At 35.0% G+C, this 22,040-nt stretch carries 19 protein-coding genes and 1 pseudogene; 12 read left to right on the top strand and 8 right to left on the bottom strand.

Annotation, left to right across the window (positions count from 1 at the left end; genetic code table 11):
* The first annotated feature begins 9 nt into the window (after window positions 1-9).
* The 3 genes and pseudogenes from PYW37_RS07865 (at window position 10) to PYW37_RS07855 (ending at window position 3,081) form a co-directional block, all read left to right on the top strand.
* A complete protein-coding gene (locus PYW37_RS07865) occupies window positions 10-1,632 on the top strand; it encodes an ABC transporter permease (protein WP_023189389.1) in 1,623 nt (540 codons plus the stop codon).
* Window positions 1,633-1,772: 140 nt separating this feature from the next.
* Window positions 1,773-2,144: a hypothetical protein gene (locus PYW37_RS07860; protein ID WP_023189388.1), complete on the top strand. Its 372-nt coding sequence runs from the start codon at window positions 1,773-1,775 to the stop codon at window positions 2,142-2,144.
* A 143-nt stretch (window positions 2,145-2,287) separates the two neighbouring features.
* A pseudogene (locus tag PYW37_RS07855) lies at window positions 2,288-3,081 on the top strand (formate/nitrite transporter family protein).
* A gap of 10 nt (window positions 3,082-3,091) precedes the next feature.
* On the opposite strand, the gene ntdP reads toward PYW37_RS07855, so the two are convergent.
* Both ntdP and PYW37_RS07845 read right to left on the bottom strand, forming a co-directional pair.
* Window positions 3,092-3,643: a nucleoside tri-diphosphate phosphatase gene (ntdP, locus tag PYW37_RS07850; RefSeq protein WP_025016629.1), complete on the bottom strand. Its 552-nt coding sequence runs from the start codon at window positions 3,641-3,643 to the stop codon at window positions 3,092-3,094.
* 164 nt (window positions 3,644-3,807) lie between these two features.
* Window positions 3,808-4,713, bottom strand: coding sequence for a metallophosphoesterase (locus PYW37_RS07845; RefSeq protein WP_023189386.1), 906 nt, complete (start codon window positions 4,711-4,713; stop codon window positions 3,808-3,810).
* A 116-nt stretch (window positions 4,714-4,829) separates the two neighbouring features.
* Between PYW37_RS07845 and prfB the strand changes: the two genes are divergently transcribed.
* From prfB to ftsX, 3 genes are all read left to right on the top strand, one after another.
* Window positions 4,830-5,927: a peptide chain release factor 2 gene (gene prfB / locus PYW37_RS07840; RefSeq protein ID WP_025016628.1), complete on the top strand. Its 1,098-nt coding sequence runs from the start codon at window positions 4,830-4,832 to the stop codon at window positions 5,925-5,927.
* Window positions 5,928-6,253: 326 nt separating this feature from the next.
* Window positions 6,254-6,946 (top strand): cell division ATP-binding protein FtsE, encoded by a 693-nt coding sequence (gene ftsE, locus PYW37_RS07835; protein WP_003130964.1) that lies wholly within the window; start codon window positions 6,254-6,256, stop codon window positions 6,944-6,946.
* Complete coding sequence (ftsX, locus tag PYW37_RS07830) at window positions 6,939-7,874, top strand: permease-like cell division protein FtsX (RefSeq protein WP_023189385.1); 936 nt, start codon at window positions 6,939-6,941, stop codon at window positions 7,872-7,874. The genes ftsE and ftsX overlap by 8 nt, the downstream gene beginning before the upstream one ends.
* 102 nt (window positions 7,875-7,976) lie before the next feature.
* On the opposite strand, the gene nrdF is transcribed toward ftsX, so the two are convergent.
* The 5 genes from nrdF to plsY form a co-directional block, all read right to left on the bottom strand.
* Window positions 7,977-8,954 carry a class 1b ribonucleoside-diphosphate reductase subunit beta gene (gene nrdF, locus PYW37_RS07825; RefSeq protein ID WP_023189384.1) on the bottom strand — a complete coding sequence of 326 codons (978 nt, stop codon included), beginning with the start codon at window positions 8,952-8,954 and terminating at the stop codon, window positions 7,977-7,979.
* A 349-nt stretch (window positions 8,955-9,303) separates the two neighbouring features.
* Complete coding sequence (gene nrdE, locus PYW37_RS07820) at window positions 9,304-11,472, bottom strand: class 1b ribonucleoside-diphosphate reductase subunit alpha (RefSeq protein ID WP_025016627.1); 2,169 nt, start codon at window positions 11,470-11,472, stop codon at window positions 9,304-9,306.
* Between the two features lie 135 nt (window positions 11,473-11,607).
* Entirely contained in the window at window positions 11,608-12,030 is a 423-nt protein-coding gene (gene nrdI, locus PYW37_RS07815) for a class Ib ribonucleoside-diphosphate reductase assembly flavoprotein NrdI (protein WP_025016626.1), read from the bottom strand.
* Window position 12,031: 1 nt separating this feature from the next.
* The gene (locus PYW37_RS07810; RefSeq protein WP_012897612.1) at window positions 12,032-12,250 is read right to left on the bottom strand and encodes a redoxin NrdH; all 219 of its coding nucleotides are present in this window, start codon (window positions 12,248-12,250) and stop codon (window positions 12,032-12,034) included.
* A gap of 173 nt (window positions 12,251-12,423) precedes the next feature.
* The gene (gene plsY / locus PYW37_RS07805) at window positions 12,424-13,065 is read right to left on the bottom strand and encodes a glycerol-3-phosphate 1-O-acyltransferase PlsY (RefSeq protein WP_025016625.1); all 642 of its coding nucleotides are present in this window, start codon (window positions 13,063-13,065) and stop codon (window positions 12,424-12,426) included.
* Window positions 13,066-13,339: 274 nt separating this feature from the next.
* On the opposite strand from plsY, the gene parE reads away from it, so the two are divergent.
* From parE to parC, 5 genes are all read left to right on the top strand, one after another.
* Window positions 13,340-15,274 carry a DNA topoisomerase IV subunit B gene (gene parE, locus PYW37_RS07800; RefSeq protein WP_023189381.1) on the top strand — a complete coding sequence of 645 codons (1,935 nt, stop codon included), beginning with the start codon at window positions 13,340-13,342 and terminating at the stop codon, window positions 15,272-15,274.
* 204 nt (window positions 15,275-15,478) lie between these two features.
* Window positions 15,479-16,018 carry a cysteine hydrolase family protein gene (locus PYW37_RS07795; RefSeq protein WP_023189380.1) on the top strand — a complete coding sequence of 180 codons (540 nt, stop codon included), beginning with the start codon at window positions 15,479-15,481 and terminating at the stop codon, window positions 16,016-16,018.
* Window positions 16,011-16,844 carry a 3'-5' exonuclease gene (locus PYW37_RS07790; protein WP_003130976.1) on the top strand — a complete coding sequence of 278 codons (834 nt, stop codon included), beginning with the start codon at window positions 16,011-16,013 and terminating at the stop codon, window positions 16,842-16,844. Before PYW37_RS07795 ends, PYW37_RS07790 begins: the two co-directional genes overlap by 8 nt.
* Window positions 16,841-17,290, top strand: a complete 450-nt coding sequence (locus tag PYW37_RS07785) for a GNAT family N-acetyltransferase (RefSeq protein ID WP_003130977.1) — start codon at window positions 16,841-16,843, stop codon at window positions 17,288-17,290. The genes PYW37_RS07790 and PYW37_RS07785 overlap by 4 nt, the downstream gene beginning before the upstream one ends.
* 275 nt (window positions 17,291-17,565) lie before the next feature.
* Complete coding sequence (parC, locus tag PYW37_RS07780; RefSeq protein ID WP_003130980.1) at window positions 17,566-20,040, top strand: DNA topoisomerase IV subunit A; 2,475 nt, start codon at window positions 17,566-17,568, stop codon at window positions 20,038-20,040.
* Between the two features lie 25 nt (window positions 20,041-20,065).
* On the opposite strand, the gene PYW37_RS07775 is transcribed toward parC, so the two are convergent.
* Complete coding sequence (locus tag PYW37_RS07775; protein WP_003130981.1) at window positions 20,066-20,971, bottom strand: magnesium transporter CorA family protein; 906 nt, start codon at window positions 20,969-20,971, stop codon at window positions 20,066-20,068.
* Window positions 20,972-21,169: 198 nt separating this feature from the next.
* On the opposite strand from PYW37_RS07775, the gene PYW37_RS07770 reads away from it, so the two are divergent.
* Complete coding sequence (locus tag PYW37_RS07770) at window positions 21,170-21,700, top strand: KxYKxGKxW signal peptide domain-containing protein (protein WP_232238884.1); 531 nt, start codon at window positions 21,170-21,172, stop codon at window positions 21,698-21,700.
* The last annotated feature ends 340 nt before the right edge of the window (window positions 21,701-22,040 follow it).

Genomic DNA, 22,040 nt, shown 5'->3' with positions numbered 1-22,040 from the left:
GGGCTTACTATGAAACAACCACTTTATAATACAGGAGTTTTATTTAAGACTTTGATAAAAAGGGATTGGCTTAAGTTAGTTTTCTGGATTTTAGGCATGCTTGCTTTTGCTGCTTCAGGGGCAGGGAAAATGGAAGTTGCCTCGAATCCGGCGACGGCTAGTACTCTTTATACAATGTTTGTCAAAAATCCAGCAATGGTCGGATTATTTGGACCAACTCCAATAAATAATCCAACTAATTATAGTCTGGGGCCGATTTTTGGTCAAACCATGACTTTAATTACGGGGCTGACTTTCGCTATCATTTCGATTATTTATGTTGTTAAGCGAAGCAGAAAAGAAGAAGATGATGGGATTACAGAACTTTTTCGGTCTTACTCTATTGGAAAATTGGCAAATACGACTGCTTTGGTCATGGAACTTTTGCTCTTACATTTAATAATGGCTGTCTTATTAGCTCTTTCAATAGAGGCCCAAAACGTGGCTGGCTTGAATCATTTAGAAAGTAATTTTCTATTTGCTTTCACAACAAGTGCTCAGGGTTTCCTTTGGGGAATGTTTGCTTTACTTTTCGGTCAATTTTTCTCTGAAGCAAGTACAACTAAAGGGATGACATTCGGTTTACTGGGTTTGTTATATATTGTTCGAATGCTAACAGATGTAACAAATCTTTCCATAGGTTGGTTCAATCCTCTGTCTTGGTCTTATCTAGCTTTTCCTTATGTTAAAGGTCATGAAAATTGGTTAGCTGTCTTTTTGACTTTTCTCTTAGCTTTTCTAATTTTAGGAATATCCTATATTCTAGAGCTTAAAAGAGATGTGGGAGTGGGGTATTTTCCCGAAAGAAAGGCGCGACTTCATGGGAAAAAGGGACATTTCGGATTTCCGGGTCTCGTTTTGAATCTTGAAAAAAAGATGATTATCGGTTGGCTTTTGGCAAGTTTTGTTCTGGGCTTAGTTTATGGTTCAATGTTTGGACAAATGGACCAATTTATTTCAAGTAATAAAACCGTTAAGGAGCTTTTTGTTGGGAATGAAACGGCAGCGAGTGCGATTAGAGGAAACTTCATGGTCACTCTGTTTTCGATATTGTCAATCTTAATCGCAGCGTTTGGTGTAATTTTACTGACAAAAATGGTGAGCGAGGAAAGAAAAAATCGTCTGGAAGCTCTTTATGCTTTACCACTTTCACGACTAAAAGTGTATTCCACTTATTTACTGACAGCTATTCTGTCAGTAATTTTAGCTCAGTTTTTAGCGCTTTTTGGAATATTTATTGAACTGTTGGGTAATAAAAATGCTTTGAGCTTCTTAGAAATTATGAAATCTGGCATGATTTGGCTTGTTGCTGTCATATTTGTTTTAGCAATACTTAGTCTGTTACTTGGGCTTGTGCCTCGTTTGGCAGAATTAATTTGGGTATATCTTGCTTTCTTACTTTTTATGACTTATCTTGGAAAATTATTATCTTTGCCAAAATGGCTTGAAAATTTAAGCATTTATAACTATATTACTAAATTGCCAGTTGAGAAAATGAATCTTCCTACCGTTTTATTCATATTAATTTTATCTGTCTTATTAATTTTACTTGGCTTTGGAGCTTATAGAAGACGCGATTTAATCACGGGGTAAAATAAATAAAAAAGCTATCATAATTGATAGCTTTTTTTTATGAAAATTGATATTTTATAGATTACTTTCAAAAGTGTAAGAATAGTACTTACTAAGTATAGTAAAATAAATATATATAAATTAAGATTTAGGGGAGAATTATGAAAAAAATTATTATTTTTGCTGCTCTTGCAAGTGTATTTACATTTGGCGCTTTTAATTATCTAAAAAAAACGGGGAGTGAGCTGGGAGTCTTGGCCACTAAAGCAGTCACACCTAAAATATTGAATCCTAAAAACAATGAAGTAAATGAGAAAAGTTTAAATAATTTTGCGAAGAATACCCATATAATTATATCGTCACCTGATAAAGAGAAGGCGATTGATGAGGTGGTAGAAGAAGAGTTAAATAAGAAAGATAATAAACTGAATAAGGGTGAATTATACGCTCTATATAATAATTCAACTGAAGCATTGGAAAATACTAGCCGTTCAGTTGCAGATTTTATGAATGATATATTAGGAAGTAAATAGCGAATAGCTTGACTTTTAAATTGTAAAATGAACAACAAAATATCGTATAAGCCTGATTTTACAGTATTTCTTAGTATTAATAAGAAATTTATGATAGAATGAATGAGTTATTTTATAAATACGCTTTCAGGAGAAAAATTATCATGATGAATCCGGCAGAAATTTTATCTGCGACCATTCACCACGGTCAGGAAAAAATTAAACGTCCATTTTTAGAAAAAGCTGTGCTTGGTTTTATTGGCGGAGCAATGATTTCCTTTGGTTATTTACTTTATATTAGAGTAGTAGCTTCCGTTGCTGAGGAATTAGGAAGTCTTGCGAGCTTAATTGGAGCAAGTGTCTTTCCAATTGGCTTAATTGTTATCTTATTGGGAGGTGGTGAGTTAATCACTTCAAATATGACAGCTGTATCAACTTCATTATTTGCTAAAAAGGTAAGTTTGAGTGATTTGCTTAAAAATTGGTTGATTATTACTTTGTTTAATGTGATTGGAGCAATTTTTGTCGCTTTCGTCTTTGGGCATCTCGTAGGATTGACTGGTACAGGAGATTATAAGACGGAACTTTTGAGTTTGGCTCAAGCAAAGATTAATGCGAGTTGGTCACAAGAATTTCTATCAGGGATTGGTTGTAATTGGTTTGTTGGTTTAGCTATGTGGATGTGTTATGGAGCTAAGGATGCGGCAGGGAAAATATTGGCTGTTTGGTTTCCAGTGATGGCTTTTGTTGCGATTGGTTTCAACATAGTATTGCAAATGCTTTTGTTATTCCTGCAGCAATTTTTGAAAATGGAGCGAGCTGGCTAGATTTTGCTCATAATTTCTTGTTTGTTTATCTTGGAAATCTCTTAGGTGGATCAATTTTTGTAGCTGGTTTTTACAGTTTAGGGTATCGTAGACAGGCTAGAGAACAAGAAGAACTTAAAAATCAAGAATAAATAAAAAAAGTTACTGACAGAAAGTCAGTAACTTTTTTTTTAACTGATGATAACGATTGTACCAAATCTCGACGTACTCTTTAGAAAAAGGTCCTTTTTCATTGTTAATCCAGTCAACAAGAATTTTGACATTTTCTTTTAGAATATGATCAATTTCTTTTGGATAGTGCATTTTGCGGCGGTGGCGTTCATATTCTTCAACATCGAGTAATTTTTTTTCTCCATCTTTGAAGACCTTCACGTCAAGGTCGTAATCAATATATTTCAGCGCTTCGTTATCGAGGACGAAGGGGCTCGCTAGATTGCAGTAGTAGCTAACGCCTTCCTCACGAATCATAGCAATGATGTTAAACCAAAACTTTTTGTGGAAGTAAACAATAGCAGGTTCGCGTGTCACCCAACGACGGTCGTCAGATTCTGTCACTAATGTGTGATCGTTTACTCCAATAATTGAATTTTCATTTGTTTTTAGAACCATCGTATCGCGCCAAGTGCGATGAAGATTCCCATCATGTTTATAGCTTTGAATCGTGATGAAGTCGCCTTCTTTCGGAATTTTCAAGGCTATTCTCTCTTTCTCAATTCAAAGTTCTCATCTATTAATATACCATTTTTTAAATGAAATTTACAGTAAAAATGTTTAGTTTAAGCAATAAATTACTAATAATTGTTCGGATTTTTTTATTTTTATGTAGTAGAACTGTGTTTTTATACTATCAAGAAATATTAGTCATCCAAGTCAAAAATTGTCAAGGCAGACTGAAATTCTTCCCGCAAATGGGCTTTACGAAATTTTAACCAATCGGAACTTTTGCGGATCGCATTGTATCTTTTGCGCAAATGCCAGTTTTCGGCAATTTGATACTGCGGATATTCTTCTAAAAAGTGATTAATCATCTGCCACTCATAAGGATAGCCTAGTGGATGAGCGTGATAGAGGACTTTATCAAAAGTTAATGGCAGGCGTCTTTGATGAAGATGACCAAAAACAACATCACTGATTTTGGGAAATTTCTTAAAGGTTTCATGAAAATGTTGCGAACCTAAGTAGGCATTAAATCGAGCAAATTTTTCATAACGAGTATTAATGATAAATTGCTGATGAGGAACGAAATGAGTACTGACAATAATTCTATCAATCTTAGGATTTGCTGATAGTTCTGTCAGTAACTTTTCTAATTTCTGTAATTCAAGATTTGTTATCTTGATATCATCAAATTGACGATGAATTTTTCTATCAAAATAAAATGAATTTTTAAAAGCTATGATTTTTTTTATATCAATTTTTCCAGTCATGAAAGAATAATCATACCAACCGTGGAAACTGACAAAAGCAGTAGAAGCAAAATTTTTTACTTGAAAATTACTGACAGAAATTTCTTCTTCAGAAAGACCAACCATATCGTGATTTCCAAGATTGTAAGTGACTGACAGCTCTGTCAGTAATTCTATTTGCTTGAAAAATGGTTCGGAAATTCCGTGAAAATCATTTGAAATATCACCAGCAAAATGTAAATCTGTAATCTTTAAATCCTTTAAAAGAGACAGAAAAATATCAATTTCTTCTTGAGAAAAATGATTAGAATCCATATGAAAATCAGAAATCACAGCCAAGCGTCTTTTTTTAGTCATAATAAAATTATAGCATGTGATAGAAGTTCTATCTAATAAATAAATTTTTGATGAATCATTATCTATTGAATAGCTTACTTTAGGCTTATAAGTAGTGAATATGGTATAATGCTACTATGGAATTATCAGAAATTAGAAATTTACTTGAAGGATATGCTGAGAAGATTAATGGCTTTCGGGAATCATTAGATCTTGAGCGTTTGGAAGAAGAAATAGCTCTTTTAGAAAACGATATGGCACAACCTGAATTTTGGAATGATCAAGCAGCGGCTCAAAAAGTGATTGATGAATCAAATGCTTTGAAAGCCAAGTATGACAATTATCAAGCGATGAATAATATGCTTGAGGAAGCGCAAACGATGCTTGAGATGCTTCAAGAAGAAGCTGACGAAGAGATGCAAGCTGAGTTAGAGGAAATGACAATTGCGCTCGGTCAAAAAATTGAATCTTATGAGCTTGAAATTATGCTCAATCAACCTTATGACCATATGAATGCTGTTCTTGAAATTCACCCAGGTTCTGGGGGAACAGAGTCGCAGGACTGGGGCTCAATGTTGATGCGGATGTACACTCGTTGGGGCGAAGCACATGGATTTAAGGTTGAAATTCTCGACTATCAAGACGGAGATGTTGCCGGATTGAAATCAGTTGCCCTTCGATTTGTTGGACGAAATGCTTATGGTTTTTTGCGAGGAGAAAAAGGAGTACATCGTTTAGTACGTATTTCACCTTTTGATTCAGCCAATCGTCGTCATACTTCATTTACCTCAGTTGATGTGATGCCTGAGTGGGACGATTCTATTGAAGTAGATGTTCGTGATGCCGATGTTAAAATGGATACTTTCCGTTCGGGTGGAGCTGGTGGACAAAATGTCAATAAAGTCTCTACTGGTGTGCGTTTGACTCACATCCCAACGGGAATTGTTGTGCAATCTACAATGGATAGAACGCAATATGGTAACCGGGATAAAGCGATGGCTATGCTGAAATCGAAACTCTATCAATTAGAAATGGATAAAAAGCAAGCTGAAGTTGATGAACTTCGTGGTGACCAATCAGAAATTTCTTGGGGAAGTCAAATTCGTTCATACGTATTCATGCCTTATCAATTAGTTAAAGATACGCGTACTGGTTATGAAACTGGACAAATTTCAAATGTGATGGACGGAGAATTGGACGGGTTTATAAATGCCTATCTCCGTTGGAACTTGTAGATTATAAATTAAAGTTTCGTATGTTTGAAATGTTTACGAAACATTAAAGTTATTAATGAAAAGGTTATAAAATAAAAGTGCCACCTAAAGCACTTTTATTTTGATATAATTATAAGAGTTCAATTGATGGATTCATTCTATGAAGTTGTCAGTAGGGCTAAAAGTTCTGTTATTTTAGAAAAAAGAAAAGGTACGTGTGTGCCCGTTTTCTTGTTTTTTGAGAGCAGAATTTAAAAACATCCATAGTGATTAAAAAAATGGATTTTACGGACGAGTCCTAACGTTTGTTAGGACTTGGAAGAAAAATCTAGCATAGGAAAGGTACTATGAGTATTATAAAATTAAGCAATGTTTCCAAGAAATATTCTAATGGAACAACGGCTTTGCGTAATATCTCGCTTGAAATTGAGCCGGGAGAATTTACCTATATCGTTGGTCCATCAGGAGCCGGGAAATCGACCTTTATCAAACTACTTTATCGTGAATTAAAGATTGACCGTGGTTCTGGAACAGTTGCGCAATATGATTTATCTAAATTAAAACGTCGTGATGTGCCAATGCTTCGTCGCTCTGTTGGAGTTGTTTTCCAAGACTATAAACTTTTGCCAAAGAAAACTGTTTTTGAAAATATCTCTTACGCCATGGAAGTTATTGGGAAAAGTCCTCGTGAAATTAAAAAACGAGTGAATGAAGTGCTTGACCTTGTTGGTCTGAAACACAAAATTCGTTCATTTCCAAATGAACTCTCAGGTGGGGAACAGCAGCGTGTAGCAATTGCTCGTTCAATTGCCAATGCACCAAAAGTATTGATTGCTGATGAACCTACAGGGAACTTAGACCCTGAAAACTCTTGGGAAATCATGAATCTGCTTGAAAAAATTAATCTTCAAGGGACAACCATTTTGATGGCAACCCACAATAGCCAAATCGTTAACACTTTAAAACATCGTGTTATCGCAATTGAAAACGGACGAATTGTCCGCGACCAAGAGGAAGGAGTTTACGGCTACGATGATTAGAAATTTCTTCAAACACCTTTTGGAGTCGCTCAAAAACTTAAAACGTAATGGTTGGATGACAGTTGCGGCTGTTTCATCAGTAACAATTACTTTAGTTTTAGTTGGACTTTTCCTTTCAGTTATCTTGAATACTTCAAAAATATCTAATGGGATTGAAAACAATGTTCGGATTGTTGCCTACATGAAATTAGATGTTCATGATCAAGAGACAAAAATTCAAGATCCAAAAGATAATAAAAAAACAATCAATAATCCTGACCACCTGAAGATTTACGATTCAATCAAAAAAGTTCCTAATGTAAAAACTGTTACTTTTTCAAGTAAAGAAGCTCAGTTGAAAGGACTAACAAAGGCCTTAGGAAATAACTGGAATCTCTTTAAAGGTGATGCCAATCCACTTTACGATGCTTATATTGTTGAAGCTGATAAACCAGCAAATGTAAAATCAGTCACTTCAAAAATATCAAAACTTTCAGGAATTGAAAAAGCTACTTATGGTGGTGCAAATACTGCAAAACTTTTCCAAATTGCTCAGGGAATTCGAACTTGGGGAACTGCAGCGGCTATTCTGTTAATTTTCGTTGCTGTCTTCTTGATTTCTAACACCATTCGAATTACTATCCTATCAAGACAACGTGAAATTCAAATTATGCGTCTGGTTGGGGCTAAAAATGGTTATATCCGTTGGCCTTTCTTCTTGGAAGGCGCTTGGGTTGGACTTTTAGGTTCAATTATTCCAGGACTTATTGTTGCTTGGGCTTACCGCCTTGCTTTTGTTAGCTTGACACCAAGTCTTCAATCACAAAAGCTTGAAATGTATGCGACAAATCAATTCATTCCTGCAATAGTTGGATTGATGGCCGTGATTGGTATTTTGATTGGTTCATTTGGAGCCCTCTTATCAATGCGTCGTTTCCTTAAAATTTAATAAAAATAAAAGAGAAGTTAAATCTTCTCTTTTTTTTGCTAAAAAAAGCTGTCAGTCAATAAGTTTTTACTTATTTACTGACAGACTCTTAAATTTGTTTAATTAGATCTCATAATCTTCATCAGACATGGCTTCCACTTCACCAAGAAGGTATGAATTACCAACTTGTGAGAAGAAGTCGTGGTTTGATGACGAAGTTGAAATTCCATTCATAACCACTGGGTTAACGTCTGCTGCGGTATCAGGGAAAAGTGGATCTTGTCCAAGATTCATCAAAGCTTTATTGGCATTATAACGCAAGAAAGTTAAAGCTTCATCAGTCCAACCGACTTTGTCATAAAGTAAATGCGAATATTTTTCTTCATTTTCATAAAGTTGATAAAGCAATTCATACATCCAATCACGGAATTCACCTTGCTCATCTTCAGATAACTCATTAAAACCAAGTTGGAATTTGTAACCAATATAAGTACCGTGAACTGACTCATCACGAATAATTAATTTAATAATTTCCGCTGAGTTAATCATTTTGTTATTTCCAAGATAGCGCAAAGGGGTATAGAAACCAGAGTAGAAGAGGCAAGTTTCAAGGAAAACAGAAGCCACTTTCTTTTGCAAAGGAGTACCAGATTCATAAATTTTATTGATGATTTCGGCTTTTGTTTGCATATAAACATTGGTATCTACCCAATTAAAAAGTTCTTCAATTTCTTTTTTCGTGTTTAGAGTTGAAAAAATTGTTGAATAAGACTTTGCATGAACAGATTCCATAAATTGAATATTGTTGAAACAGGCAATTTCTTGAGGTGTTCTTGCATCATGTTTGAGCACTTCAGCACCATCAACAGATTGCAAAGTATCAAGCAATGTCAAACCAGCAAAGGCCTTAGCAAAGGTATCACGTTCCAATTGAGGAAGTTTACGCCAATCATCTAAATCGTTAGATACAGGAACACGAGTATCTAACCAAAATTGACTTGTTAATTTTTCCCAAGTATATTTGTCAATAGAATCCTCAATAGAATTCCAGTCAATGGCACTGTAATAAGTGGGGACAGTAAGATTTTCAGTTTCAGACATATTTTAAGATATGAGCCTGCTTTAAAAAGGGCAAACTCAATTCCTTTCTCTCATTTATTTACTGACAGAAAATACTGTCAGTATTTTTAGCTTAGTCATAAATTCTGTCAGTAAATTTTCACTTACCAACGAAGCTGTCAGTAAAAATAGGGACTCATTAGACCAAAAACTTTCGATAATTTATCAAAAGTTAATGTCAATAATCGTTTTAGAACATTTCGCAAATGCTTACCCCATTTTCATTCATTGACGATACTTTAATGAATGAAAACAAGTAAGAAAATAGAAAGTCCGTCTTAGCGGCTTCCGTAGAAGCAATAGATGCTTTAGCACCAATGCTTCTGTTGTATTAAATAACGCAACTTTCACATTGGTTAGCACCGACTTCTTCTTGGTCGTCAGTAAATGTACGAATGTAGTAAATTGTTTTGATTCCTTTTTTGTAAGCATAGTTACGCAAAATAGACAAGTCACGAGTTGTCATTTTATTATTTGCCACTTTCCATTCATAGAGACCTTCAGGTAAAGTTGAACGCATAAATAAAGTGAGTGACAAACCTTGGTCAACATGTTCTGTAGCAGCTGCATAAACGTCAATTACTGCACGCATATCTGTATCATAAGCTGATTTGTAATAAGGAATTGTTTCAGTGGCAAGTCCAGCAGCTGGATAATAAATTTTCCCAACTTTCTTTTCTTGACGTTCTTCGATGCGATTGACAATTGGGTGAATAGAAGAAGAACAGTCATTGATATAAGAAATAGAACCATTTGGAGCCACTGCCATACGATATGAATTATAGAGTCCAGAAGTTTTTACTGTGTCACGTAAAGCAGTCCAATCCTCGATTGTTGGAACAGCAATCCCTTTGAAAAGTTCTTGAACTTTAGGAGAGACAGCTGCAAAATAATCATGTGTTAAATATTTATCAAAATAAGAACCATCAGCATAGGCAGATTTTTCAAAATTCTTGAAGCTAGACCCTTTTTCAACAGCTAATTTATTTGAAGCCACTAAAGTATAATAGTTTAACAACATGAAATAAACACTAGTAAATTCAACGGCTTCTTTGCTGTCATAATGAATTTGATTTTGTGCTAAGAAAGAATGTAAGCCCATTGCTCCAAGCCCAATCGCATGCATTTCATCATTACCTTTACGAACAGTTGGAACAGTATCGAGATTTGAAGTTTCGGAGATGAAAGTTAAAGCGCGAACCATTGCTTCGATAGAAGTTCCAAATTCATTGCTAGAAGTCATCATATTCAAAACATTAGTTGAACCCAAGTTACAAGCGACGTCAGTTCCAACAACCTTATAAGTTTGGTCATCGTTCAAAACAGAAGGCGTTTGGACTTGCAAAATTTCAGAACAAAGGTTAGACATTGAAATTACACCATCAACAGGGTTAGCTTGATTGACTGTGTCAACATTTACGATGTAAGGATAACCAGATTCTTGTTGAAGTTTTGAAAGTTCTTGTTCAAGTTCACGGGCATTAATCGGTGTTTTACGAATTTCTGGATTGGCTACCATTTTGTCATATTCAGCTGTAATATCGACTTCGGCAAAAGGTTTACCATAATATTTTTCAACAAAATATGGCTCAAAGAGATACATTGTTTCTCCCTTTTTAACCAATTCATAGAATTTATCAGGAACAGTAACCCCAAGAGAGAGTGTTTTAACACGAATTTTTTCATCCGCATTTTCTTTTTTAGTGGACAAGAATTCCATAATATCTGGATGGAATAGTGATAAATAAACAACACCAGCACCTTGACGTTGTCCCAATTGATTGGCATAAGAAAAGGCGTCTTCAAAAAGTTTCATGACAGGAACGACACCAGCTGCCACTCCATCGTAACCTTTGATAGGTGCACCAGCAGCACGTAAATTAGTCAGGTTCAGACCAACACCACCACCATTTTTAGAAAGTTGCAAGGCAGAGTTAATTGTTCGTCCAATTGAATTCATATCATCAGTTAATTGTAGAAGGAAACAAGAAACAAATTCACCACGACGCTTACGTCCAGCATTTAGAAAAGTCGGAGTCGCAGGTTGATAACGACGATTAATCATTGCAAAAGCAAGATTATTAGCTAATTTTTCATCGCCGTCAGCCATGTATAAAGCATTCATTAACACACGATCTTCAAAATCTTCAAGATAGAGAGAACCGTCATTGTTTTTCATGGCATATTGATTATAAAATTTGTAAGCAGCCATAAATGAATCAAAATGAAATTCAAATTTACTCAATTCTTTCCGAAGATTGGTAATGAATTCGGGTTTATATTTTTCAAGAAACTCAGCTTCTAGATATTCTTCTTTAACGAGCCAATTGAGTTTATCGATATATGTATCGGCTTCATAACGATTAGGTTCGACATTTTCTTTAAAAAAAGCAGTAATTGCTTCTTTATCTTTAGCAAGAGGAATGCTACCATTAACGGGAATATTAATCTCGTTATTAAGCTTGAAATAAGTTACATCTTTAAGTTGTTTTAGAGACATAAGTGACCTTTCTTAAAGCGTTCAACCATAAAGAACAGAGGGATGAACTCTAATATTATAATAAGTTCAAACTAATTAATAGAAATAAAAAGTTAAAAATAAAGAGGCTTCACTCATTAAGGTGAAGCCATAAAATCACAGCGGATTTTTGAAGGTGACTTTCGCTCCTTTGTCAAGCTGTGTAGTGAGTTTTTCGACAGCAGCAACATCGGCTGGTGTACCATTAAACTCAAAATCATATAAAAGCGGAATTTGGTATTTTGCAGAGAGTTCTTTAGCAGTAAAAATATAAATACCTGCGAAATTACGATTTCCTGTACCAATAATTCCTAGACAATGTTTATAATTATCATTATAAGCCATAAAGTCAAAAACAGGGTCCATAACATCTATTGATTTAGAAACAGTTGGAGATTCTTCGGCATAACTTGGCGTTATCAAAAGAAAAGGTTCATTCATTTCTATATCATGGTCAGGACTGATTTCGACATTTGGTAAGTTTGTTTTGGAAACAAAGCGACGTGTTTGCCCAGTCACACTGAAATAAGCAAGTTTCATATTAAGCCAACTTTGCTAATTCGCTAGGACGGAAACCAGAGAAGGCAAAGTCATCTTTAGTAATGACAGGTGCAGCACGAAATCCCATTTCAATCACTTTTTCAACAAATTCAGGTTGTTCATCGATATTGATTTCATCGAAGGCAATTTCATGTTCTGAGAGCCATTTTTTGACCATTTTGCATTGCATACAATTGTTTTTAGAATAGACTGTAACCATTTTAAATCTCCTTTGAGGACAAACGTATTTTATTAGTGAGAGTAAAAAGTCTTTGACTTTTTCTCAACTTTTTATAGTCTTATTTTATCGTAAAAAAAATATCTAGTCAAATTAAAGATACTAGATATTGTGTTGAATTATGTAAAATTATAAAAATAACACAACATATTGTGCTATTTTTCTTTTTGTTTTGATAAGTTTAAACCAAATGGGACAAGGGATTCGCAATGATTTTTGATTCTTTTGAGATTTGTTCTATGTCGTAAAATAATAATAATTGCTAAAACAAAAATAATAATTGAGAATAAAAGGTCGTAGGAAGTAAGAATAAATCCGATGCTAGGGAAAATAAGAATTCCCAATAAAGCAAATACAGCACCTATCACACTAGAGAGACTAATCATGCTAAAAAGCCATAGGACAATGATAAAGACAACAAGAAGGTAAATTAAGAAGAGCGGACTAAATCCAAGAATCACACCAGCAGAAGTTGCAACAGCTTTACCACCTTTAAAGCGGTCGAATATTGAAAAAGTATGTCCAATGACAGCAAGAAAACCGAAAATTAGAGGTGAAACACCATTGATATGGAAGAAAAGGGGTAAAAGAGTAGCAAGTGTCCCCTTTAGTAAGTCAAAAGCAAAAACTGAAATTCCTGCCTTTACACCTAGAATTCTAAAAGTATTGGTTGTTCCAGTATTTCCTGAGCCATAGTCATGGAGATTTTTTTTGAAAAAAATCTTGCCAATCCATAAGCCGAATGGAATTGCCCCTAAAAGATAGCTGGCAATGAGAAGAAGAATAATAGTAAGCATAAGTTCTCCGAAGTTTATTTCGTTTAAAATCGATAATCTCTTTTAACTGTACAATTATATCATATTTTTAATAAAGATTACTGACAATATTGAAACATCTTCACTTACTTTTGGAAAAATTCTTACTATTAGATGAAAAAATTGTCAGCAGTCCTTTGACAAAGCTTTCTGAACAAGGTACAATAATCAAGATGAATATTTTTTATTAGCTCATTGTGGATAAAAAAATAGTGATTTAGATAGAAGATATAGGCTTTCGATGAGAGGAAAATAAATGGTAATAGATATTAATAACTATGATGACAGTGCGATTCAGGTTCTTGAAGGATTGGATGCTGTCAGAAAACGTCCAGGAATGTATATTGGATCAACTGACGGAACTGGTTTGCACCATTTGGTTTGGGAAATTGTAGATAATGCGGTTGATGAAGCTTTATCTGGCTTTGGTAACAGAATTTCAGTGACCATTAATGCTGATGGTTCTTTATCAGTAGAAGATGAAGGACGGGGAATGCCAGTTGGGAAACACGCCATGGGTATTCCAACTGTGGAAGTAATTTTTACTATTTTGCACGCAGGTGGTAAATTTGGTCAAGGGGGTTATAAAACTTCTGGTGGACTCCATGGTGTTGGATCTTCAGTCGTAAATGCCCTCTCGACTTGGTTAGAAGTTGAAATTACTCGTGACGGGACTGTTTATCGTCAACGTTTTGAAAATGGTGGACATCCAGCGACAACTTTAGAAAAAATTGGGAAAGCACCAAAGTCTAAAACAGGAACTAAAGTTACCTTCATGCCGGATTCTAGCATTTTTTCGACAACAGAATTTAAATATAATATCATTTCAGAACGACTAAATGAGTCTGCTTTTCTTTTAAAAGAAGTGACGATTAGTCTTGAAGATAAACGAACAGATGAAAAAGAAGAATTTCATTATGAAAATGGGGTTCAAGATTTCGTTTCTTATCTTAATGAAGATAAAGACAGTTTGACTCCAGTTCTTTATTTTGAAGGAAAACAAGATGGTTTTGAAGTTGAAGTTGCCCTTCAATATAATGATGGCTATTCAGAAAACATTCTTTCATTCGTCAATAATGTCCGAACAAAAGATGGCGGAACGCACGAAGCAGGTTTGAAGACGGCAATTACGAAAGCAATGAATGAATATGCTCGTAAAGTAAATTTACTCAAAGAGAAAGATAAAAATCTCGAAGGTTCGGATTATCGTGAAGGTTTGACAGCCGTCTTGTCAGTTTTAATTCCTGAGGAACATCTCCAATTTGAAGGACAAACCAAAGATAAATTGGGTTCTCCTTTAGCTCGTCCAGTTGTTGATTCTTTGGTTTCTGAGAAACTAAGTTTCTATTTGATGGAAAATGGCGAATTGGCGCAAAATTTGATTCGTAAAGCAATCAAAGCCCGTGAGGCTCGTGAAGCGGCTCGTAAAGCGCGTGAAGATTCACGAAATGGAAAGAAATCTAAAAAAGACAAAGGACTTTTGTCTGGTAAATTAACCCCTGCTCAAACAAAAAATCCAAATAAAAATGAACTTTATTTGGTCGAAGGAGATTCTGCCGGAGGGTCCGCTAAACAAGGACGAGATCGTAAATTCCAAGCCATTTTGCCTTTGCGTGGTAAAGTCATTAACACCGAAAAAGCTAAGATGCAAGATATTCTCAAAAATGAGGAAATCAATACAATGATTTATACCATTGGTGCAGGCGTTGGGGCAGATTTTACCTTGACCGACCGTAATTATGACAAAATCATTATTATGACCGATGCCGATACTGATGGAGCACACATTCAAACGCTCTTATTGACTTTCTTCTATCGCTATATGAAACCATTGGTTGAAGCGGGTCATGTCTATATTGCCCTTCCACCACTTTATAAAATGAGTGAAGGAAAAGGCAAAAAAGAAAAAATTGAGTATGCTTGGACAGATGGTGAGTTAGCAGAACTTCGCAAGCAATTTGGTAAAAATGCTAATTTGCAACGTTATAAAGGACTTGGAGAAATGAATGCTGACCAACTTTGGGAGACAACAATGGACCCAGAAACTCGGACATTGATTCAAGTGACCATTGATGATGCAGCTCAAGCAGAGAAACGTGTTTCAGTACTGATGGGGGATAAAGTTGAACCTCGTCGTAAATGGATTGAAAATAATGTGAAATTTACAATGGAAGAAGAAACAGTATTCTAAGTTACTTTCTTTAATAATTAACCTCGATTTTTCGAGGTTTTTTACTTTAATTTATGATGTAAGTATCACTATTGCTCACTTTAGGTGTAACAACAAGCCTATTCGTAAGCCAGCAAAGCTAGCAAGAGAAACTTTGTTTCATTTTGTTAGCTATGATATAATGGAAGAAATTCTAAAAGAAGATAAAAAACGAAAAGAGAAAAAATGCAAAAATCAGCTTTAATTATTATTGATTTGCAAGCATTCATTAAAAAATTAGCGAAAGATGCTGTTCCTTATGGCTGGGATAAAATTATTGAAAATAATCGAGCTTTAATTTCTGCATTTGACCAAAAAAATCAGCCAGTTTATATGGTGACTGTTGAACCAAAAATACTTTGGCAATCAGCTAAAAAAGCTTTTTCACGGATGATTTTGCAAGATGAATTGGATAAAAATCCAAGATTACATCAATTAGTAAAATATGGGCCGTCAGCATTTAAACAATCTGATTATGGCTTAGCTGACGAGTTGAAAAATAATTCTGTCAGTAAAATTTATGTTTCTGGTGTGTCTATGAGTAATGGAGTATTAAAAATAGCCAGAGATGGGGCGGATTTGGGATTTGAAGCGATGATAATTGAAGACGCCTGTGCTGACAGAAAGTTAAAAAACTTCCAGAAAACAAAAACTGACGAAATACCAAAATTTGGGAAATTAATTAAAACAAGAGAAATTATCGAGGAACTGAATAAAAATGTCTGAGAAATATGTCGTATTTGACTTTGAAACTACAGGATTTTCTGCACAAAAAAATGAAATTATTCAAATTGGAGCGGTAAAATATGATGAGAATAATCAAGAGCAAGCTAGATTTAATCAGTTAGTAAAAAATCAACGCTCTTATGTCTCAACTGAAATCACACAATTGACTGGCATAAAACCAGCTGATTTGTTAAATCAACCAACGATTGAAGAAATTTTACCTGAATTTTTAGACTTCATCAAAGGCCATTTATTAGTGGCTCATAATGCTCCTTTTGATATTTCTTTTCTTTATCAGGCCATTATTGATTGTGCCATTACTGATGTTGAGGCTTTTCGTGTCTATGATACTTTGGCAGAAAGTAAAAAGTTATTAACTATGTCTTCTTATGCTCTAGAAAATTTTAAAGACCTACTAGAAATGAATGATTTACGTTCGCATGACGCGCTCAACGACTGCTTAATCACGGCAAAACTTTATCAATATTTACAGAAAATTGAAGAAGTTGAGCTGTCAGTAGAATCAGAAGTTACTGACGAACTCGGTCAGTTAGATTTATTTGGTGACAGCTCTGATGAAATTACTGACAGCCTTCGCAGAAAGTTAAATTTACCAATCACCAAAGCTTTAGTCTATTATCAGCAAAATCTTGAGCGAAAATGGGAACGATTTGAAGTTCTTGGAATTTCGATTGAACGAGAGTACTCCGTAGGTTCGAGTTTAAATATTCGTTTACATAATTCAGAGAAAGTGAAAATTCATTCTGATTTTCTAAAAGAAATGCAAAAAGCCAATTTCGTGACGATTATGGAGGAAGAAAAATGACAGCAATTTGGAAAGAAAAAAGTTTTAATCAACTTACATTAGATGAAATGTATCAACTTTTAAGCCTGCGTACTGCTGTCTTTGTTGTGGAGCAAAACTGTCCTTATCAAGAGCTTGATGGCAAAGACCAAGTAGCCAAACACCTCTGGTTAGAAAATGAAAATGGTCAACTGATGGCCCTTTGTCGCCTACTTCCCAAAGGGATTTCATTTGCAGAGGCTTCAATTGGGCGTGTCCTTGTCAATCCTGAATTTCGTGGACAAAATTTGGGAAGAGGACTCATTGAAAAAGCCTTAGAAGTCCTTAAAGAAGATGGGGAAGAAGCAGTAACAATTGAAGCACAATATTATTTGCGTGATTTTTATGCTTCATTTGGTTTTGTTGAAAATTCTGAACCCTTTTACGAAGATGATATTAAACATGTCAATATGATTTTGAAATTCTAAGATGAAATAATTTACTGACAGCTTTGTCAGTAATTTTTTCACTTCAAATTAAGCTGTCAGTAGATTTTAAAGAGATAAACAATCTTATCAATTTTGACCAATAAATAATTTGTAAGTTTTTTTCGTTTTGATTTTGTGGTAGAATAGAAAAAGTGATTTTATATTGTAGAATGCCAAAAGCAGAGAACTGTCAGTAAAAAATCAAAGATTTATTTATAAATTAGCAAATAATTAATTAAAAAAGTAAACAAATTTTCTAAAAAGAAAGTTAAAATATGTCAAACATTCAAACCTTACCATTAGAAGATATAATGGGTGACCGATTTGGTCGATATTCAAAATATATCATTCAGGAGCGGGCCCTTCCCGATATCCGTGATGGTTTAAAACCGGTACAACGCCGTATTCTTTATTCAATGAATAAAGACGGAAACACATTTGATAAGTCTTATCGTAAATCAGCGAAATCAGTCGGAAATGTCATGGGTAATTTCCACCCACATGGAGATAGCTCAATTTATGAAGCAATGATTCGGATGAGTCAAGACTGGAAGATGGGCGAACCTTTAATCGAAATGCATGGTAATAATGGTTCAATGGATGGTGACCCACCAGCCGCTATGCGTTATACTGAAGCCCGTCTTTCAGAAATTTCAGGCTATCTTTTAGCAGATATTGAGAAAGATACAGTAAGTCAAGCTTGGAACTTTGATGATACTGAGAAAGAACCAACGGTTTTACCAGCAGCTTTCCCAAATCTTTTAGTCAATGGATCAACCGGGATTTCAGCTGGTTATGCGACAGATATTCCACCTCACAATTTGGGGGAAGTCATTGATGCAACCATTCATATGATTGACCATCCTAAAGCTGATGTAGAAAAAATCATGGAATTCTTACCAGGACCAGATTTTCCTACTGGTGGGATTATTCAAGGAAAAGGCGAAATCAGAAAAGCTTACGAAAAAGGAAAAGGCCGCATCGTTGTTCGTTCAAAAGTCGATATTGAACCAATGAAAGGCGGTCGTGAGCAACTTATTGTTACTGAAATTCCTTTTGAGCTCAATAAAGCAAACTTAGTCAAGAAAATTGATGATGTTCGTGTCAATGCTAAAGTGCCCGGAATTGCAGAAGTCAGAGATGAGTCAGACCGTGAAGGGCTTCGGATTGCAATTGAATTAAAGAAAGAAGCTGATAGCCAGCTTGTTTTGAATTACTTGTTTAAAAATACTGATTTACAAGTGAATTATAACTTCAACATGGTCGCAATTGATAATATGACTCCTGTTCAAACCGGTGTCTTACAAATGCTCCGTTCTTATGTCAAACACCGTGAAGATGTTATCGTTAAACGTTCACAATTTGATTTAAATAAAGCAGAAAAAAGACTTCATATTGTTGAAGGGTTGATTCGCATGGTTTCTATTTTAGATGAAGTGGTCGCAACGATTCGTGCTTCAGAAAATAAAGCAGATGCCAAAGAAAATATCAAAGTTTCATTTGGATTTACCGAAGAGCAAGCCGAAGCCATTGTTACTTTACAACTTTATCGTTTGACCAACACCGATATTGTCACTCTACAAAATGAACAAGCTGAATTAGAGCAAAAAATTCTCGAACTTAAAGCGATTATTAACGATGAACGTACCTTGTTTAATTTAATGAAACGCGAACTTCGTGAAGTTAAGAAAAAATTTGCCAAACCACGCCGTAGCGAATTACAAGATGAAGTTCAAACCATTGAAATTGAAGCGAGCGAATTGATTGTGGCAGAGGATACTGTAGTTTCAGTAACTCGTTCAGGTTACATCAAACGTACTTCACCACGTTCATTTGCTTCCTCAGCACTTGAAGAAATTGGTAAACGTGATGATGACGAGCTCCTTTATTATGCCAATGCTAAAACAACTCAACATCTCTTACTTTTCACAAATCTTGGCAATGTCATTTATCGCCCAATCCATGAACTTTCTGATATCCGTTGGAAAGATATTGGTGAGCATCTATCTCAAAGTCTCTCTAATTTCTCAGCTGATGAGAAAGTAATTTTTGTTCAGATTGTGGACGAATTTGCTGGTGAAAATCTACTGGTTGTCACAAGAAATGGACAAATAAAACAAATTGAACGTGAAAGTTTCTCCCCTTGGCGGACCTATCGTTCAAAATCTACTCCATATGCTAAACTTAAAGGAGAAGATGATGAAATTGTTCTAATCACTCCAGTTCAATTTGCAGACCTCATGCTTATTTCTGAAAATGGTTATGCCCTTCGCTTTAATCTTGATGACGTTCCAGTTTTGGGTGCTAGAGCTGCAGGAGTCAAGGCCATGAATCTCAAAAATGGCGATAAAATTAAGTCCGCCTTCTTTGTTAACTCAAATAGTTGGTACCTTTTGACTCAACGGGCATTTATCAAACGTGTTAAGACGGATGATATTCCGGCCACCTCACGTGCTAACCGTGGCCTTCAAGTACTACGAACATTGAAGACAAATAATCATACCGTCTTTGCAGCCGGCTTAATCAATTCAACTGCTGATTTATCAGCATTGACCGAAGAATTAGATTTGTTCAGTCAAGCTAAAGCACCAGCGACAAAAGAAACTGATGAACAAGTATTAGAAGTTATCAGTGAGACTGGCAAGAAATACGATATCAATTTGTGCGATTTATCATTATCAGATCGAACAAGCAATGGACATCCAATTGCTGATGATCTTGAAAAAATTGCAAGCGTAAAAATAAAATAAAAAAAATCAGCTTTGGCTGATTTTTTTATTGTCTTCGACCAATAATATAACGAAAGAGTGCCGCGTAAAGTAGCCAAAGAATAATACAAGCACCAATAATCCAAACCCAAGCATCTTTTTGGTTAGTAAGTGGAAGTGGTACATTCATTCCAAAAAAACCAGTGATGACTGCTAATCCTGCCAAAAGTACAGAAACAATTGTCAAAGTTGTCATATTATCATTCAAATTATTATTAAGGACATTATTATAAGTTCCTGCTAATTGTTCAAGAATTTGAGCATTAAGGTGTGTCATACTGGCAAGCTGTTGTGCTTCGATAATTGCATCTTCAAGCTGCTCTTTTTCAGTTTCATTGAACTGTCTGTAAATACTTTTTGTTTTAAGTTGTTCAAGTAGTAGAGTATTTTGGTTGGCACTAGATACAATATACAGCATTCCCGTTTCAATATCAGAAAGGGCCAACAAATTTTTCTTTGTTGTTTTTTCACGCAACTTTTGATTAATTTCTTCTTTTGATTTATCAATTTGTTCTAAGTAAGGAAAGAAAGCCTCTGAAATCAAAAATAAACTGATGAAAAGAAGATGATAAACTGTTTCTGGTTCATTTTGAAAACAATATTTTTTAATTTGATTAATTAAATATTCATTTTCTGGATGATAAAGAGTAATTAATCGATTTTTTTGTGCTACAAAAGTAATGGGAACCGTCTTATAATGAACTTCTGAATTGAGTAAATCCAGACTATTGAAAATCAGTACAAAGTCTTGACTATCAGGGATGAACTCCGTGTGAGGACGTTCATTTTTATCTTCGGCATATTGAAGCGTTTCTAAGTCAATACCATAAGTAGCAAGTTCAGAAGTATTTCTAAGGTCTTCGACATTAAAAGAAAGCCAAGTGAGTTGAGGGTTTATTTTTATTTCTTGCATGATAAGATATCCTATGTTCTAATAGAGCCATTTTAGCAAAATTGTAATTTTTGAGCAAATAAATAAAAACAAAATTTGATTAATAACTTCTATAATCTGCGCGTGATTTTATTTGATTACAAAAACATTTCTTGATTTTACAATTTGTTTTTCTTGTGATATACTGTTTGAATAGTCAGAATAGTAACATAATTAAAAGTGGGAGATTTTAGCATTGGAAAACAAAAACATCATTTCCGTACGTGGAAGTCAGGTAAAATCTGGCTTTTTAGTAGCGGAATACTTTTAATTTTTGTTATTGGAAGTATAGGATTGACTGCTCAAGCAGACGAAGTCCCTTCTAATACAGAAACAATGACACAAAGTAGTGATGTGACGACTCAAAGCAGTCCTGTAAGTCCAACTGTGAATTCTTCTCTTGCCGCTTCTGACTCGACAACTGAAGAACCAGCAGTAGTATCAAATATGGAAAATACAGCTCAAGTTTCAAGTTCCACAAATATTTTAACTACTGAAAGTTCAACCGTTGATACAAATTCGCCTACTCAATCGAACCAAAACTCAATCGCTATATCATTAACAAAAGCAAGTAGAGAAAGTTCGATAAATGAACCTGCGTCAACGATTGCAAATGAAACTACTACAACAGCAGATGTCACTACTCAAACCACAGCGACACAAGCTCAAACTAGTGATCCAACGACGAGCTTATCATCAGAAAGTCAGTGAAAACCAACAAATCCCTCACAATCAAAAAGTCCAGAAATTACAAATATTCAAGTTACAGGAGCAGTAGATAACAATGCCACAGGTTCTGCTGTTTTTGATGGTGTTAATATCACGCTTCAGGGAAAAGACATTACCGATGATAATCTTCTTGATCCTAGTGGGCTACATTGGTCAGAACAAACCCAAGTCATTGCCATAAAAGGCACAGCTACTGGACAACTCAATCAAGAAAATTTTGGAGTACAAGATGGTCCAATCATTCCCGCTACCACCTATACCATGAATGACGGAGATAGTGGGCGTATTACCTATGTCGGAAAATCGCTCTCTGGTCTTGACC

Origin of the sequence: Lactococcus lactis (genome assembly GCF_029023865.1) — a bacterium.
GTDB classification, from domain to species: domain Bacteria; phylum Bacillota; class Bacilli; order Lactobacillales; family Streptococcaceae; genus Lactococcus; species Lactococcus lactis.
Note: the sequence above shows the minus strand (reverse complement) of the source record. Positions and strands in the feature narration are given on the sequence as shown.